This window comes from Pseudomonas shiyinii (assembly GCF_056725765.1).
Genome location: NZ_CM161522.1, coordinates 244369 through 261603, shown reverse-complemented (window position 1 = coordinate 261603; position 17235 = coordinate 244369). Strand labels below are relative to the sequence as shown.

Here is a 17235-nt window from a genome sequence, read left to right as displayed (position 1 = left end):
AGAGTCAGCAGGTCCGCTCAGATCGATTAAAGAGGCCATTTTGCGGTTTCCGCCAATGGAAGTCCAACTCCCAACCCCAACCGCGACTGCCGATCACTGGCTGGAGCCCAAAGAGTGACGTAGTCGCTGTGCCATATCAGCTAGCTGCAGATCATCCGCTCGTGGTCCATCATGGGAAGAAACATAGCCCAGGTAGCTATCAAAGTACGTTTCGACAACAGATGAGATCCTCCGGAAGGAGCTGTCTTCCCCAGTACCATGCATGGGAAACAGCTTTGCATGAAGATGATCGACACCATAACCCTCGAATACCAGCGCTGTACGTCCCACCCCCTCCAGGCCTTCGACCAATAGTTTCGCGACCTTCTTCGTTGCCGTCAGCAGGCCTGCAATGACAAGGTCGTCCTGCTCGAAGAGGTAGCTTGAATGATGAGCCTTGGGTATCACGACCGTTACACCAAGCGTATTGGGGTAAATGGAAAGAAAGGCCATGTATCTTTCGTCTTGCCATACGATATGACTCTGGACGCGCCCAGCGACTATTTCACAGAACACACACATTTATTCGTTCCTTGGTAAAATCCTGCACCTCGAGAATCCCATCTGGACACAGACGTGGCTCTTTTACCTAATGAGCTTGGCGCCAAGGAAGCGAGCAAATTGCCGCTTAAAACAGCAGCCAAAGAGTAATTCATAGGGCCATAGCTTGGCATAATTGCGCTAGGTAGTGACTGCCAAGTCTCCTCCTCTAACGAACTAACGACCTCTTCCATTTCTTCCCAATCCCCCGGCACGATGTGGAATGAACTGCATAAGTGGTGGTGATACCCCCCAGACACAACCGGAATACCGCACATTTTAGTCAGGCGCCATCCCTCTCGCGCAAGAGTAGAAGGGTTATCCGCAGTGATCGCTGCGGCATCCACGTCTTTAGCTGCAAGCAGGCAAAGCTCATCAATGGTCGGAAAGCTTTTCAAACACTTTACCGACACATCAACGAATCGATGTTCCAACACGCGCCTCAAGACATCCACTTTGTACTTACCCACGTCTTCAAGCGCCCAATACAGCTGACGATTGAGATTACTTTCTTCAATAACATCCCCATCAACAAGTAAAAATCTACGAACGCCTGCCCCTGCTAGCAACATGCATAACGCGCTTCCAATTCCACCACAACCGACAATCATCACTCGGGCTTCACGCAGGTTAGCAAAATCAGCAATCACATCACGGCATTGCTGGGCAAAACATAATAAGTAGCTCGCGGTCCGACTTGTGCGGGGATCCCTCAAGAGACTCATCACAGCAGAGACTTCCTCTGCCTGACCAGTTACTAGTGCTCCTGAATCTACTAAAGCCTTATGCAGACCTACTGGATCATTTGAGGATGTGCAAGCTATCCCTAAAGGACCATCAATCATCAGCTTGTCTTCACAATGAGAAAACAAGGCTGAGGGCGCGACCATTCCTGCAACAATGCCATCCATGTAGTATAGAAGATCGTCCATAATTCCCCCGACATGATGGCGGGAGCAAGCTCCCGCCTGGATAATCAGTTCTTGCAACCGCGCATCACACTACTGGGCAGGCGACAAACAGAAGGGGCATATGCAACAGTAAGAGCATGCGGAACGACATCAGCATCTTTTGTAGTAAGAGGGGGTGCATCTGGCTCTTTTAAATTCGAAGCGCTAACCACCGGAACAGATAAAAGCATAACCGCCGCAACTCCAAGCATTGCATTCATAGCATTCTCCAAAAATATTTAGAACGGAAACCGTTCACCCACATTCTTAACAACTCCCGTGAGATGTTCAACAGAACACGCCAGTAGAAATTTCCTGCATAACTGTAGGAAATATCAACAAAATACAATAAAAAGATAAAAGCCGACCGACTGACACCCCATTACAGATATCTTCTTGCGTCAATCCGCCCCCGAATTTCCACAACCTTCCTACACCGTGCTTTTCAAGGTTTCTTCATGTGCCAAGAAATTGCTCGGCACAGCCCAGCAGTTGGCTCCAATCAAATGTATTCATCCCATCTCCAATTCACCTGTCGCTAGCGCGGAACGCATTGCCGCGCATCTGGGCGATGCCGGAGATTGCAGATCAAGAGATATATGCAGGGTACGTTCTCGACGAGGGGATCGCTCGGGAACACGTCTACAGCGGGTCACTCGATTTCGAACAGTCCGTTCTTGAGCGGCCCGACACTCAGTCGCTCTCGTACGTCGTCGTCGATACGCGGGTCGTCCGGGCGATACAGCTTGACCTGGCGATAGGCGTTGATGCGGTTGACCTCCTCGCCCAGGTACTCCCAGACCACGCGGGTGCAGGCGGGGTTGCGGCGGTCGCCGCTGGAAACGCCGTTCTTCAGGCCGTTGAGGCGGGTAATGCGGCTCTTGAAGCTGGGAATGAGGATGGTCTGGCTCATCTCGTTGAAGGTCAGCGACTCGTAGTCGATGAGAAACATGCGGTCCTGCAGCTGGAACGCCGCGCCCAGGTAGCGGCACCGCACTTCGGCATGCTGGTCGGTGGCACTGGAGCGCTCCTGGCGCTCCAGGCGCTCGAACAGGAAGCTGCCGCGCTCTTCCCACAGGTGCACCAGCGACACGAGGATCGAACCTGGCACCGACATGCAGTTGGAGTATTCGAAGTAGTAGCCGCAATAACGCGACAGGTTGCCCGCCTGGGCATGCAGTGGCTTGAACAGCTCGCTGATCGGGTCGTTCTGTTGGTCGGCCTGGGCCGACAGGTTGCGCACGCCGATCAAGCGGGCGAACTGTTCCGGGGGAAGGCCCAGCTCGTAGTCCTCCACGCCGAAGAAGTCGCCGATGCGCTTGAGGTTGTAGGCCGTCGGACGGCTCTGGCCGCTCAAATACTTGTTGAATTGCGCGCGGTTGATCGACAGTTGCCGGCAAACCTCTGAAATAGAGCGGTAATGGCTGCAGGCCAATTTCAGGTTGATAGCGAAATGATCGCCCATGAGAAGGGTCCAGGTGATGCGAGTGATGCAATTCTAGCATCAAGTCGCATCAAGTGAGAGCAACCCGCGAAATTGTAACCACAGTTGTCATGGCCAACCATGCGCGCCAATGAAAGCGGTGCGTCCCTGCCGCCCGCTGCTCTTTCCACGCGAACAATAAGAATCGAGGTCATTTTCCAATGCTCGAAGCACTCAACGATTTCCTGTCGGGGAAACTTCTCATCGTGCTGATCGTCGGACTCGGCGGTTACTTCACCATCCGCTCTCGGTTCGTCCAGTTCCGTCATTTCGGCCACATGTTCGGTGTGTTCAAGGAATCCCTTCGCGGCCAGGCCGGCCAACTGAGCTCGTTCCAGGCCCTGATGCTGAGCCTGGCCGGCCGTGTCGGTGCCGGTAACATCGCCGGGGTCGGCATCGCCGTGACCCTCGGTGGCCCAGGTGCCGTGTTCTGGATGTGGGTCACCGCACTGGTGGGCATGGCCAGCAGCTTCTTCGAATGCACCCTGGCCCAGGTCTACAAGCGCGCCGACGGCGACGGCCTGTACCGCGGCGGCCCGGCCTACTACATCCTGCACGGCCTGAAGCTGAAAAGCATGGCCATCCTGTTCTCCATCCTGCTGCTGGTCACCTACGGCTTCGCCTTCATCGGCGTGCAGTCGTACACCATGACCCACTCGCTGCAGAATGCCTTCGGCTTCGAACCGGGCACCACCGGTATCGTCCTCGCCGTACTGCTGGCCATCACCTTCATCGGCGGCATCAAGCGCATCGCGGCGGTGTCCGACCTGCTGGTCCCGGTCAAGACCCTGGCCTACATCGGTGTGACCCTGTACGTGATCGGCACCCAGATCGAACACGTGCCAGCCATGCTGGAAACCATCTTCAAGAGCGCCTTCGGCCTCGACCCGGCATTCGGCGGCCTGCTCGGCAGCGCCATCGTCATGGGCGTGAAGCGTGGCGTGTTCGCCAACGAAGCAGGCCTGGGCAGCGCGCCGAACGTCGCCGCCGTGGCCGCCGTGAAGCACCCGGGTGCCCAGGGTGTGGTGCAGGCCTTCAGCGTATTCCTCGACACCTTCGTGATCTGCACCTGTACCGCGCTGCTGATCCTGCTGTCGGGCTTCTACACGCCTGGCTTCGAAGGTGACGGCATCGTCCTGACCCAGAACTCGCTGGCCGCCGTGGTCGGTGACTGGGGCCGCCTGTTCGTCAGCGTCGCGCTGTCGCTGTTCGTCTTCACCTGCATCCTCTACAACTACTACCTGGGCGAGAACAGCCTGCAGTTCCTCAGCCGCAACCGCGTCGTGCTGATGGTCTTCCGTGGCCTGGTGCTGGCGTTGGTGATCTGGGGTTCGGTACAGAACCTGTCCACCGTGTTCGCGTTCGCCGACATCACCATGACCTGCCTGGCGTTCGTCAACCTGATCGCCCTGGCCCTGCTGTTCAAGACCGGCCTGCGGGTGATGCGCGACTACGACGACCAACGCCGTGCAGGCATCGAGCAACCGGTGTTCGATTCCAGCAAGTTCGCCGACCTGGACCTGGACCGCAACGCCTGGCCAGCCAACCCACAGGCTGACACAGCCGCTGACAAAGCCGCCGCCCAGGCCCAGCCGCAGCGCTGATATCCTCTCCTGCCCAGCCGCCCCGTCCGGGGCGGCTCCCTTCTCCGCTCATCGCTACGGAAGCTTTCCATGCGTGCAGTCAAGAATCTTCTCGTCCTCTACACCGGTGGTACCATCGGCATGCTGCAAACCCCTGAAGGCCTGGCCCCGGCCAGCGGCTTCGAGGCGCGGATGCGCGAATACCTGGCCTCGCAGGCCGACGCGCCAGGCCTGGCCTGGTCGCTGCGTGAGCTCGACCCGCTGATCGACAGCGCCAACATGCAGCAGGCCAACTGGCTGGCCATGCGCGACGCCATCGTCGAGGCGGTGGAGCGCGATGGCCATGACGGGGTGCTGGTACTGCACGGCACTGACACCCTGGCTTACAGCGCGGCTGCGTTGTCGTTCCTGCTGCTGGGCCTGCCAGTGCCGGTAGTGCTGACCGGCTCCATGCTGCCGGCCGGCGCACCCGACAGCGATGCCTGGGGCAACCTGCTCGGTGCCCTGCGGCTGCTGGAGCGCGGCCTGGAAAGTGGCGTACAGCTGTATTTCCACGGCCAGCTGCTGCACGGCTGCCGTGCGTCGAAGCTGCGTAGCGAGGCATTCGATGCCTTCGCGGCCCTGCCCCGTCATCGCGAGGGCGAACGGGCTGCGGCAATTCCCCCGGCACTCGATTACCGGCAGCGCCGCGAACCGGTGAAGCTTGCGGTTTTGCCGGTAGTGCCTGGGCTGCAGGCCGGCTTCGTCCAAGCGTTGCTCGCCACCGGCATCCAGGGCCTGGTGCTCGAATGCTATGGCAGCGGCACCGGCCCGTCCGACGACCAGGCCCTGCTCGATGCCTTGCACGATGCCCGCCAGGGCGGTGTGATGATCGTCGCGATCAGCCAGTGCCCGGAGGGCTCGGTGGTGTTCGATACCTATGCCGCAGGGAGCCGGTTGCGTGACACAGGGCTGGTCAGCGGCGGCGGAATGACCCGCGAGGCGGCGCTGGGCAAACTGTTCGCCCTGCTGGGCGCCGGGCTCGATGTCCAGGCGGCAGAGCACTGGTTTGCCTTGGACCTGTGCGGCGAGCGCGCGTAAGAGCGGCCTTGTGCCGCTAAAGGGGCGCATAACAGTCCCGGGATTTCAGTTCCCCACGCTGGACCGCCGGGGACGCTGCGCCGCAGCGTCTCGTCAGCGAAGACGTATCCCAATAGCGTTGTTCAAGGCGATAAACAGGCGTGCGGCCCAAGAGCGGGCGCGTATCGCTTGGATTTCTTCGAGGTTGGAGAAGGTGTAGCGCATGCCCTTGCGGCGTTCTTCTGCGCGCAGATGGGTGAGGCCGGCTATGGTTCGCCAACAGCACACAATTATAATTGCGGGCATCGACATGGCGACGACGAGTGTTACGGTGGGGTACGCATCCATGAGCGGAGAGATAGCGCCGCTACTGAGGGTCAACATCGCGATTAACACCGGAGAAACATACGTACTCTTGCGAGGTGCGACATGAACTCTATCCCCTCGTATTTCGTAAGGTAAAGGAGTTATTTTCCAACGACTCACTAAAGCATAAATAAGCATGGTAGGGCCTAAGAAGGCAATAAGAACCAGAGCGTTTAGCATCTGCCCCCCTACTTCCGCATCGAGATAAAGGGCACACACCCAAAAAACAAGACAAAACAAAAACAGCGACTGGAATAAAAAATATACTCCATAACGACTATAGCTGCAGTTAGTGTACACGCAAACACTACGCTCCCAGAGTAAAAATGAGTAAATCACCGTTACAGGCACTGTCGCCCAAGGGTGTTCAACGCAGGGAATGTAAAGCATTAGAGCCATAGCCAATAGACCATAGCGCGTCCCATTAAAAATGAAATACGGCCCGGGCGACACCATTATTATCTTTTTCCTGTGAGCGCATCACCAATACGCCTGTCCAATCCGCTCTTGATAAATTGGTGTTGCACAAATGTGCTGGTCGCGGCAGAAAGAGCAATAACCACGACCAATGGCAAGCCAGCACCACCTATGAAAACGGTCGCAGCCACGCCTACGGAAAACCCAACCAAATTGCTAATTTGGCTATACGCAGACCGCTCCCAGAACTCACCTAATGAGTGGGAAGCCCTGGCATCGATAAGTGCTTGTGGGCCGAATGACAATAGGCCTCCCACCGCATTGCTTGAAATCACCTTTGCGAATCCCTTCGAACCATAGGTCTGAGGATCAAGCCCTACGCGACTGTTCAGCAACCGTTGAGCCTGGTGAACCGGCATGTGGATATTGTTCCCCACCCGCAACGCACCAAAATTGTAATAGGCCGCCCCCTTCATCACCGGCACCTGGAACTTGAGTGCACCGCCCACGTGCACCAATTTAATCCGGCGCTGAAACGACTTGCGGGCCGAGCGGCTGCCTGCACGCCCGCGCTCCGCGGCCCAGGCCTTGAGGTCTTTCTTCAGAGGTTCGGGCAGGTCCAGCAGGTCGATCAAGCGCTTGGTGTTCGACGCCGCATACACCAGGTGGATGACAGTGCCGAGCGTGCTGGGGAGGCTGGCGGGAGAGAACCAGAGCGGCCCTAGGGTCGGGATCGACTCGGCGCGTTCGCGCAAGGCTTCCAGCTCTTGGACAGTATTCCGGCCGGCGTTTTCCAGCCTGGCGAACAGGCTGAGCAGGAGTGTAAGCGATTCCTGGGCCTCGTCTGCCGACATCTCAGCGTCGGGCATCGCTAGCTCATTGGCCAGGAACATCGCTGCACTGTAGTCGTCGGTGTTATACCAGCCTTCGATGTCGATCAATGACGGGAAGGCTCGAGCGGCGACCAGTTCAGGCCAGGGCAATTCGCCTTTGCCGAGTAGGCCGCGGGGGTTTTCGCCCCAGGGATTGGTGCGTGTGCAAAGCGGGGGTATGTAGTACATGGTCTGCATTCCTTACTGTGCATGAATTATTCATGCCTGCATCCTGCAGTAAGTGGGTAAGTGGCGTGCAGAAGAGTAAAAAAGAGCAAGGAGCTTCAGTCAATAAACGCGAAGGCGTTTTGGCTGGATAATTTTTTATTAGGCATTTCGAAAAGTAGGAAGTTTATTTCGCTAGCTGTAGGAATAGTCTCTTTGCAGGCATTACTGGCCGAACTTTCTTGACATATTTATGGGTATGATAATTGGACATAGTGCTAGGTGGATGAGCGGACGGGATAGGCCTGACGGTATGGCATGGCTGTTTTGGGGCTGCTGCGCACCCTTTTCGCGGCGCAAGGCCGCTCCTACAGAGAATGCACGTGTTGGGGTTAATGGCGGAAGGCAGCGGGAGTCGAACCTGCCCGGGAACGGCTGCCGTCCCCAACCGGGTTTGAAGCCCGGCCGCGCCACCGGGCGCGATTGCCTTCCTTGTAGTCAGTGCCTGGCCGGTTGCTGGGCCAAGGCGCTGTCGGCGCGGATGTAACGCTGGTCGGCGACCCTCCGGGTCAGGCCGAGGCGGTCGAAGTATTCGAGAATCTGTACGCTTCGCTTGCGACCGATGCCCAACATATCGCGAAACGCCGCGACCTGCACTATCGGTGTACTGGCCGAATGCTGCAATAGCATGTCGGCCATGCGCCGAATCGTCACCTCGGGGTAGAACAGATCGCGCACCACCTGGTGCACCAGCCCCAGCCGGGCCAGCTTACGCAGCAGCAGGCGTACTTCGCCCTCGTCGCGTTTTTCCGCCGCGGCCAGGGTACGGACCCAAGGCGGGTCATACAACCCCTCCAACAACGCCGGTTGCAGCCGCGCCCACAAGACAGCGTCGGCTTCGCTCAACTGCACCTTGTGATCCGGCAGGTGCAGCCAGGGCCCGCTGCTGACGATATCGCCCGACGCCAGCAACTCCTCCAGCAAGGTGACAAACACCGGGCGCTCTACGGGCAAGGCGACGAAACGGCGCAGCCGGTCGCGGTCCGGGCCGAGCTGGTCCGGCTCCTGCTCATGGAAGTGCGCAAGCTGTGCAATTACCTGCTGCTTGAGTGCCTGCCAATGATGCCGAGCAAACAACAGCGGGCCCTGTTTCGTGGTGATGGTTTGCACACCCTCGGGCAACTGCCAGCTTTCACGCAACCGATTGAACTGACGTTCCAGGCGCTGCGGGTCCAACCCTCCCGGTGCCGCGTCCAACATGGCAGGCAATGCCTGCTCCAACTCCGAGGTATCGCGCAACACCTGCAACTGGCGCAGGCGCGCTTCGCTACGCCGCTGGCGGCTGGGGGCGAAGGGGTCGAGCACCCGGCCACCACCCAGTGTGCGCTGGGCACGCTGGTCACGCAGCACCAGGCGGTCGCCATGCACCGCCTGCAAGGGTGCGTTGAGCAGCAGTTGGGCGAACGTCCTCTGGCCGGCCTTCAGTGTCTCGCCTTCGAGCAGCGCTACCCGCGCCGTGACATCCTGCGTGCCCAAATGCACATGCACCGCGCTGAAATGCTCGAAGGTGCGTGTTTCGCCCGGCAGCAGCGTGAGTTCAATGTCCACCCGCGTGCTTGGCGCATGCAGCCAGTCCGGCACCAGCCAGTCGCCGCGATGGATCTGCTCCAGGGCCAGGCGCTCGGCATTGATGTTCAAGGCCACTCGCTGGCCGGCGTCGGCCACCAGCGCGGCCTGGTTCTGCGCATGCAGCCCGCGGACCCGTACCGCTTTGCCCGCCTTGCCCAGCAACAGGTTGTCCCCGGCACTGACCCGCCCGGCCAGCGCCGTACCGGTGACCACGATACCCGCACCGGGCACGGCGAACGCCCGGTCCACCGCCAGCCGGAAACCACCCCGGGCGCTGCGCTGGCCCACGCGCGCCTCGGCCGCCAGCAAGGCCTGGCGCAACGCCTCGATGCCTTCGCCAGTGACGCTGGACAACGGAAACTGGGCCGCATCGGCATAGGGGCCGGGCGCCAGCAGGTCGCTCACTTCGGCCTGCACCTGGGCCACGCGCACCGGGTCGGCGCGGTCGCACTTGCTGATCGCGACCAAGGCCTGGGGAATGCCCAGCAGCTCGATGATCGCCAGGTGCTCGCGGGTCTGCGGCATCACGCCGTCGTCGGCGGCCACCACCAGCAGTACCAAGTCGATGCCATGGGCACCGGCCAGCATGTTATGGATGAAGCGCTCGTGGCCCGGCACATCGATGAAACCGGTCAGCGGTCCCCCTTCGGCCAGGGCGGCGTAGCGATAGCCGAGGTCGATGGTCATGCCCCGTGCGCGCTCCTCCTGGCGATGGTCACCCGCCTGGCCGGTCAGGGCCTGGAGCAGCGCGGTCTTGCCATGGTCGATATGGCCGGCGGTGCCGACGATCATTGGACCGGCCCCAACTGCAGCTCAGGGAGCTGCGCCAGCCACTGGGCTTCGTCATCCAGCTGGCGCAGGTCGAGCCACAGGGCATCGTCGTCGATGCGCCCCAGCACCGGCACCGGCAAGGCGCGCAAGGCACGTTCCAGTACGTGCAGGCTACGCCCGCGCAGCTTCTTCGACACCTGTGGACGCAGGCACAACGCCGCACTGGGAAGACGTGCCACCGGCTGGCTGCCGCTGCCGATCATGCCCAGCGCGGGCTCCACGCTGACGACCCATTGCGGCCCCAGGCAGTGGGCCAATACGGGCGCCAGGCGCTCGGCCTGGGCAGCGATCTCGCCTTGCGGGCGCGTCAGCAAGCGCAGGCTGGGCAGGCGCTCGGCCAGGCGATCAGGGTTGCGGTACAGCGCCAGCACCGCCTCCAGGGCAGCCAGGGTGATCTTGTCGACGCGCAGGGCACGCTTGAGCGGGTTCTTCTTGATCTTGGCGATCAGCTCCTTGCGCCCCACGATGATGCCGGCCTGGGGGCCGCCGAGCAGCTTGTCGCCACTGAAGGTGACGATGTCGGCGCCATCGGCCAGGGCCTGGCGTACCGTAGGTTCGGCCGGCAGCCCCCAGCGCGTGAGGTCGAGCAGGCTGCCGCTGCCCAGGTCTTCGAGCAAGGGCAGCCCGTGGGCGCGGGCGATACTGGCCAGCTCGGCCGTGGGCACCTGGGTGGTGAAGCCCTGGATGCTGTAGTTGCTGCAGTGCACGCGCATCAGCAGACCGGTGCGCGGGTTGATCGCCCCTTGGTAGTCACGGGCATGTGTGCGATTGGTGGTGCCCACCTCGTGCAGGCGCACACCGGCGCGGGCCATGATGTCCGGGATACGGAAGGCACCGCCGATCTCGATCAGCTCGCCCCGGGAGATGACGCCCTCCTTGCGTGCGCCCAGGCTGTTGAGCGCCAGCAACACGGCAGCGGCATTGTTGTTGACCACGGTGACCGCCTCAGCGCCGGTAAGCTCGCGGATCAGGCCTTCGATCAAATCGTCACGGTCGCCACGCTTGCCGGTGGCCAGGTCGAACTCCAGGTTGAGCGGGTAGCGGGCGGCGGTCTGCATGGCCTCGACGGCTTCTTCCGGCAGCAGGGCGCGGCCGAGGTTGGTGTGCAGCACGGTGCCGGTGAGATTGAAGACTCGGCGGACCTGGCTGCGCTGCTGGATGGCCAGGCGCTCGCCGGCGCGGCCCAGCAGGACTTCAGCAGCCAGTTCGGCGGCGCTGAGCTGGCCGGTGCGGGCGGGGGCACGCAGGTCGTCGAGCAGTTGCCGTAGGGTGGCCAGTACCGCGTCGCGGCCGTGGCGGTCGATTAGCGGGAGGCAGGCTGGGTGGCGCAGAAGAGTGTCGATGGAGGGCAGGCGTGGGGTGTCGCTGGCTAGGCTGGAGGACATGCGGTACTACCTTGGACTGATCCGTTGTCTGTACTGGCCTCTTCGCGGGTAAACCCGCTCCCACAGGGTCCGAGCAGCTTTTGAGGCTTGCGCAGTATCTGTGGGAGCGGGTTCTCCCGCGAAGAAGGCGACTCGGTCTTACAGTGTAGACACTCTCCCTTACCCAGGTGCGAGCATCAGGTTCGGTGCCAACCGATGGAAGCCCTCTTCATCCAGGCGCATGTCCAATGCCAGGCTGGCCAGGTCGTCGGCCAAGGGCTCGGCGGCGCTGTCGTTCTCCAGGTAGCACTGCTTGAGGTAGCTGTTGCAGCCGGGGCAGCACTCGGCGCGCAGCGGCGCCTTGCCCGGCGCATGGCGGTCATCCTCGAGGTTGGTGTAGCGCAGGTCCTTGCTCGAGTCGCAGTACACGCACTTGACCCGCACCACATGCCACTCGCAGGCACACAGTGAACAGGCCAGGTAACGCAGGCCATTGTGTTTGCCACGGTTACGCACTACCCCGGCCATGGCCGGCGAGCCACAGGCTGGGCACTGCGAAAGGCTGCCGCCAGGTTTGAGTTCAGGCTCCGGCAGGCTCAGCAACCAATGGCTCCACGCTGCCTGCAATGCAGCGCCAATGAAGGGCACCACGGCAGCTGGCACAGCATCATACTGGCCGCCGAGCAAGGCGATGGCCCAACCCTTGCGCTGCGCTTGGTCACTGTTGCCCAAGGTACGCACGGCATCGGCCAGCGCGTTGCTCGGCTCATCCTGGAAGTGCTCGAGCAGTGCGTCCAACCAAGGCAGCCAGGGCCCCTCGCGCACCAGGCTGTCGGCGGCCAGCGGCGGCAGGCCATGGCTCAGGCATAGGCGCCGACGCTCCTCGGCCACCGGCAGGGGGGTTGGCGGCTGCGCCAGCAAGTCCTGCTGGACACGACACAGCCGGGCGGCCAGCCGAAGGTAGTCGCTCAAGGCGTGCCCCTCGGCCAAGTGTTCGAGCCGTTCGGCCCGCAACTGGAACAGCTCGGAGGATGGAAGATGCAGAAACGGCGGCGCAGTCGCCGCCGCCTCGATCTGCCCAGGTTCGAGAATCGTGCTCAAGCGGTCATCCTTCTTTTCTACCCGGGCTTGGCGGGGCCTTGTCGCCCGTCACGTCCCGGTACCACAGTTCATGATGCTTGCGCGCCCAGGCGCGGCTCACCGTGCCATGCAGCATCGCACCCACCGAGCCCTTGATCCAGATACCGGCGTAGATGTGCACGATGATGCTGAGGATCAGCACGAATGCCGCCAGGGCGTGCAGCAAGGTGGCCAGGCGAATGGCGCCGATGTCGAAGTACTGGCTGAACCAGGCTCGCCAGATCACCACGCCACTGACCAGCAACACGAGCATGCACAACAGCAGGGTCCAGAACAGCAGCTTCTGCCCGGCGTTGTACTTGCCGATCGGTGGCACGCCCTCTTCCTTGTTCAACATCACCCGGTCGATACGGCGTAGCCACAGGCGATCGTTGGCCGTGATGTAGTTGGCACGCCAGAAGCGCAGCACCAGGCCGAGGAAGAACACGAACATCGCCACCCCGAGGAACGGATGCAGGATGCGTGTCCACGGCCCGCCGCCGAACAGGTGGCTGAGCCAGAACAGTGCCGGGTGGAACAGCGCCAGCCCCGACAAGCCGGCCATCACGAACAGGATCGCGACGATCCAGTGGTTGCTTCGCTCGTTGGCGTTGTAGCGCACGATAGGTTTGTGGTCGCTCATGGCCGTGGCTCCCCTTGCCCACCGGGCTTGGTCGGGTCATAGACATGGACCGACGGGTCCACTTGGTGCACGCCGTCTTCGCCCGTGGTCGGATGTTCCTGCTCCTCGACCCGCTGTGGGCCGACCCGCACATAGTGGAAGAACCCGGCCAGCACCGCCGCGCCCATGGCCAGCAGCGCCAATGGCTTGCTGATGCCCTTCCACAACCCCACCAGGGGGCTGATTACCGGCTGGTCTGGCAAGCCGGCGTACAACTTGGGCGTATCGGCATGGTGCAACACGTACATCACGTGGGTGCCGCCGACGCCGTCCGGGTCGTACAACCCGGCGTTGTCGTAGCCACGGGACTTGAGGTCGACGATGCGCTCGGCGGCATGCACCTTCATTTCATCCTTGCTACCGAAGACGATCGCCCCGGTCGGGCAAGTCTTCACACAGGCCGGCTCCAGGCCCACGGCCACGCGGTCGGAACACAGGCTGCACTTGTAGGCTTTGTGGTCCTTCTGCGAGATGCGCGGGATGTTGAACGGGCAACCGGTGATGCAATAGCCGCAGCCGATGCAATGGTCCTGGTTGAAGTCGACGATGCCATTGGCGTGCTTGATGATCGCCCCCGGGCTCGGGCACGCCTTCAGGCAACCAGGTTCGGCGCAATGCATGCAGCCATCCTTGCGGATCAGCCACTCCAGGTTGCCATCGTCGCGCTCGTGCTCAGTGAAGCGCATCAGGGTCCAGGTGTCGGCAGTCAGGTCCTGGGGATTGTCGTAGGTGCCATGGTTGTGGCCGACCTCGTCACGCAGTTCGTTCCACTCCGAACACGCCACCTGGCAGGCCTTGCAACCGATGCACTTGGTGGTGTCGATCAGCTTGGCCACTTCTTGCTGTTGGCGTACCGAAGGCGGTACGGTCGTGGTGGCCGAGCGGGCGATGATGTCTTGCTGGGCCATTTAGATTTTCTCCACGTTGACGAGGAACGACTTGGACTCCGGCGTCTGGGTGTTGCCATCGCCCAGGAACGGCACCAGGGTGTTGGTCAGGTAGCCATGCCGGGTGATGCCGGTAAAGCCCCAGTGCAACGGGATACCCACGTGGTGCACGGTCTGGTTGTTGACCTTCAGCGGACGGATCCGCTTGGTCACCACCGCCACCGCCTCGATATGCCCTCGTTTGGAGCTCACCCGCACCCGATCGCCCGCCTTGATGCCCTTCTCATTCGCCAGCACCTCACCGATCTCGACGAACTGCTCGGGTTGGGCAATGGCGTTGAGACGGCAATGCTTGCTCCAGAAGTGGAAGTGCTCGGTCAGCCGGTAGGTGGTTGCCGCATAGGGGAACTCGTCGGCCTTGCCGAGGGTATCCCACACCGAGTCGAAGACCCGCCCGGCCGGGTTGCTGGTGGCCTTCTTGTTCTGCGGGTTCAGCGGGTTGATGCCGATGGGCGTCTCGAACGGCTCGTAGTGTTCGGGGAACGGCCCCTCGGCCATCTTGTCGATGGCGAAGAACCGCGCCACACCTTCGGGGTTCATGATGAACGGGTTCATCCCGGCTTCCGGCGGCGAGTCGACCTTGAAGTCCGGCACGTCGGTACCGGTCCAGGCCTTGCCGTTCCACCACACCAGGCGCTTCTTCTCCGGCTCCCAGGGTTTGCCCTGCGGGTCGCTGGAGGCACGGTTGTAGAGGATGCGCCGGTTGGCAGGCCACGCCCAAGCCCAGTTCTGCACCTGATGCATGCCGTAAGGGTCGCTGTTGTCGCGCCGGGCCATCTGGTTGCCCTGCTCGGTCCAGCAACCCGAGAAGATCCAGCAACCGGACGCGGTGCTGCCATCGTCTTTAAGCTGGCCGAAGCCGGAGAGCTGCTGGCCTGCCTTGAGGGTGGTACCGGCAGCATCGACCTGGTCGGTGATCGCCCAGCCGTTCATTTCCTTGGCCAGCTCCTCCGGGGAAGGCTCTTCAGGAATCTTGTACGGCCAGCTGATATTGAGCATCGGGTCGGGGTAGGCACCGCCCTCGGCCTTGTAGCGATGGCGCAGGCGCAGGAACAGCTCGCTCATGATCTGTACGTCGGTGCGGGTCTCGCCCGGGCCGTCGGCGCCCTTCCAGTGCCATTGCAACCAGCGGCTGCTGTTGACCAGCGAGCCATCCTCTTCGGCGAAGCAGGTGGTGGGCAGGCGGAACACCTCGGTCTGGATATTGGCCGTGTCGACGTCGTTGAACGGGCCGGCGTTGCGCCAGAACTCAGAGGTTTCGGTGGCCAGCGGGTCCATGATCACCAGCCACTTGAGCTTGGCCAGTGCGGCGGTGACACGGTTCTTGTCCGGCAACGCAGCGATGGGGTTGAAGCCCTGGCACATATAGCCGTTGACCTTGCCCTGCCCCATCATCTCGAACATGCGCAGCACGTCGTAGGAGCCGACATCCAGCTTGGGCAGCCACTCATAGCCCCAGTCGTTCTCTGCGGTGGCGTTGGCGCCATACCAGGCCTTCATCAGGCTGACGTGGAATTTGCCGTAGTTCTGCCAGTAGGACAGCTGCCCTGGGCGCAGCGGTTTGGATGCGCGTTTATCGATGTACGTGGCGTAGTCCTGCTCGGCATCGCCGGGCAGGGTCAGGTAGCCAGGCAACGAGTTGGACAGCAGCCCCAGGTCGGTCAGGCCCTGGATGTTGGAGTGGCCGCGCAGCGCGTTGACCCCGCCGCCCGGCATACCGACGTTGCCCAGCAACAGCTGGACCATGGCCGCACTGCGGATGATCTGCGCACCGATCGAGTGCTGCGTCCAGCCGAGCGCATAAAGGATCGTCATGGTCTTGCCCGGTTGCGAGCAGGTGGCGATCTCTTCCCAGATCTTCATCATGGCGTCCTGGGGCATGCCACAGGTCATGCTCGCCACTTCCGGGGTGTAGCGGCTGTAGTGCTGCTTCATCAGCTGGAAGACGCAGCGCGGGTGCTGCAGGGTCGGGTCGACCTTGGCGAAACCGTCTTCGCCGAGCTCATAGCCCCAGCCGGACTTGTCGGCATAGATGCGCTTGTCCGCGTCGTAACCGCTGAACAGCCCATCTTCGAAGCCATAGCCTTCGTTGACGATGAACGACACGTCGGTGTAGTTGCGCACGTACTCGTGCTGGATCTTGTCGTTGCTCAGCAGGTAATTGATCAGCCCGCCCATGAAGGCGATGTCGGTACCGGTACGGATCGGCGCATAGTAGTCCGCCACCGAGGCGGTACGCGTGAACCGCGGGTCGACCACGATCAGCCGCGCCTTGTTGTGCGCCTTGGCCTCGGTCACCCACTTGAAGCCGCACGGATGCGCCTCTGCTGCGTTGCCACCCATCACCAGGACCAGGTTCGCGTTGGCGATATCAGACCAGTGATTGGTCATGGCGCCACGGCCATACGTCGGGGCAAGACTTGCCACCGTCGGGCCGTGTCAGACACGCGCTTGGTTATCGAACCCCAGTACACCCAGCGAACGGACCACCTTGTGCGTCAGATAGCCGGCCTCGCTGGAGGCAGCCGACGCGGCGAGGAAGCCCACGGTAAGCCACCGGTTGACCGTCTGGCCCTGATCGTTCTTCTCGATGAAATTGGCGTCGCGGTCCTTCTTCATCAGGTCGGCGATGCGATCGAGCGCCTCGTCCCAGCTGACCCGGGTCCACTCCTTGCTGCCTGGCTTGCGCACCTCGGGGTACTGCAGGCGGTTGGGGCTGTGGATGAAGTCCAACAGGCCGGCGCCCTTAGGGCATAGGGTGCCACGGTTTACCGGGTGATCCGCATCGCCCTCGATGTGGATGATGTTCTGCTTGACGTTCTTGCCCGCGTCGCCCTGGCTGTACATGATCAGGCCGCAGCCGACCGAGCAGTAGGGGCAGGTGTTGCGGGTCTCTTTGGTGTGCGCCAGCTTGAAGTGGCGCACCTGCTCGGCGAACGCAGGCGTAGGGGCCATGCCCAACGCCGCAAGGCTCGAGCCTCCAAGGCCGACAGCGGCGACCTTGAAGAACTGCCGACGGTTGAGGTCCATCGTGCACTCCTGATCAGGTTCTGGGCGCCTGGAACGTGCCGGCGCCTCTAGGACTCACGGTAGCGACCATCGGGATGGCCACCAACCTGTAACTCTAGTCAAGAATCAGGAATGTGCGATGACATGGGTCAGGTATGAAGCAATCGCGGGGCAAGCCCG

14 protein-coding genes and 1 tRNA gene are annotated in these 17235 nt (G+C 61.6%); 2 read left to right on the top strand and 13 right to left on the bottom strand.

The window, feature by feature from the left end:
* Nucleotides 1-93 precede the first annotated feature (93 nt).
* The 4 genes from ACXHGZ_RS01275 to ACXHGZ_RS01260 all read right to left on the bottom strand — a co-directional run bounded on the left by ACXHGZ_RS01275 (nt 94) and on the right by ACXHGZ_RS01260 (nt 2994).
* On the bottom strand, nt 94-561 hold the full coding sequence (locus ACXHGZ_RS01275) for an HIT family protein (protein WP_480461998.1): 468 nt from the start codon (nt 559-561) through the stop codon (nt 94-96).
* Nucleotides 540-1511, bottom strand: coding sequence for a ThiF family adenylyltransferase (locus ACXHGZ_RS01270; RefSeq protein WP_480461996.1), 972 nt, complete (start codon nt 1509-1511; stop codon nt 540-542). Before ACXHGZ_RS01270 ends, ACXHGZ_RS01275 begins: the two co-directional genes overlap by 22 nt.
* Before the next feature lie 44 nt (nt 1512-1555).
* Entirely contained in the window at nt 1556-1750 is a 195-nt protein-coding gene (locus ACXHGZ_RS01265) for a hypothetical protein (RefSeq protein ID WP_480461994.1), read from the bottom strand.
* A 431-nt stretch (nt 1751-2181) separates the two neighbouring features.
* Nucleotides 2182-2994 carry a helix-turn-helix domain-containing protein gene (locus tag ACXHGZ_RS01260; RefSeq protein ID WP_480461993.1) on the bottom strand — a complete coding sequence of 271 codons (813 nt, stop codon included), beginning with the start codon at nt 2992-2994 and terminating at the stop codon, nt 2182-2184.
* A gap of 179 nt (nt 2995-3173) precedes the next feature.
* Here ACXHGZ_RS01260 and ACXHGZ_RS01255 point away from each other — a divergent pair, with 179 nt between their 5' ends.
* Both ACXHGZ_RS01255 and ACXHGZ_RS01250 read left to right on the top strand, forming a co-directional pair.
* Nucleotides 3174-4616 (top strand): alanine/glycine:cation symporter family protein, encoded by a 1443-nt coding sequence (locus ACXHGZ_RS01255; protein WP_084857358.1) that lies wholly within the window; start codon nt 3174-3176, stop codon nt 4614-4616.
* 69 nt (nt 4617-4685) lie between these two features.
* The gene (locus ACXHGZ_RS01250; RefSeq protein WP_480461991.1) at nt 4686-5675 is read left to right on the top strand and encodes an asparaginase; all 990 of its coding nucleotides are present in this window, start codon (nt 4686-4688) and stop codon (nt 5673-5675) included.
* A 93-nt stretch (nt 5676-5768) separates the two neighbouring features.
* Here the strand turns inward: ACXHGZ_RS01250 and ACXHGZ_RS01245 are convergent, their stop codons facing one another.
* The 9 genes from ACXHGZ_RS01245 to fdnG form a co-directional block, all read right to left on the bottom strand.
* On the bottom strand, nt 5769-6476 hold the full coding sequence (locus ACXHGZ_RS01245; protein WP_480461989.1) for a hypothetical protein: 708 nt from the start codon (nt 6474-6476) through the stop codon (nt 5769-5771).
* A 2-nt stretch (nt 6477-6478) separates the two neighbouring features.
* Entirely contained in the window at nt 6479-7498 is a 1020-nt protein-coding gene (locus tag ACXHGZ_RS01240; RefSeq protein ID WP_480461987.1) for a hypothetical protein, read from the bottom strand.
* A gap of 372 nt (nt 7499-7870) precedes the next feature.
* Nucleotides 7871-7966: transfer RNA gene (locus ACXHGZ_RS01235), tRNA-Sec, on the bottom strand.
* A gap of 6 nt (nt 7967-7972) precedes the next feature.
* Nucleotides 7973-9895: a selenocysteine-specific translation elongation factor gene (gene selB, locus ACXHGZ_RS01230; RefSeq protein ID WP_480461985.1), complete on the bottom strand. Its 1923-nt coding sequence runs from the start codon at nt 9893-9895 to the stop codon at nt 7973-7975.
* Nucleotides 9892-11319 carry an L-seryl-tRNA(Sec) selenium transferase gene (gene selA / locus ACXHGZ_RS01225; RefSeq protein ID WP_480461984.1) on the bottom strand — a complete coding sequence of 476 codons (1428 nt, stop codon included), beginning with the start codon at nt 11317-11319 and terminating at the stop codon, nt 9892-9894. Before selA ends, selB begins: the two co-directional genes overlap by 4 nt.
* Nucleotides 11320-11478: 159 nt before the next feature.
* A complete protein-coding gene (gene fdhE, locus ACXHGZ_RS01220; RefSeq protein ID WP_480461983.1) occupies nt 11479-12399 on the bottom strand; it encodes a formate dehydrogenase accessory protein FdhE in 921 nt (306 codons plus the stop codon).
* Between the two features lie 4 nt (nt 12400-12403).
* Complete coding sequence (locus ACXHGZ_RS01215; protein ID WP_480461982.1) at nt 12404-13060, bottom strand: formate dehydrogenase subunit gamma; 657 nt, start codon at nt 13058-13060, stop codon at nt 12404-12406.
* Complete coding sequence (fdxH, locus tag ACXHGZ_RS01210) at nt 13057-14007, bottom strand: formate dehydrogenase subunit beta (protein ID WP_084857342.1); 951 nt, start codon at nt 14005-14007, stop codon at nt 13057-13059. The genes ACXHGZ_RS01215 and fdxH overlap by 4 nt, the downstream gene beginning before the upstream one ends.
* On the bottom strand, nt 14008-17076 hold the full coding sequence (gene fdnG, locus ACXHGZ_RS01205) for a formate dehydrogenase-N subunit alpha (protein WP_143515215.1): 3069 nt from the start codon (nt 17074-17076) through the stop codon (nt 14008-14010).
* Nucleotides 17077-17235 lie beyond the last annotated feature (159 nt).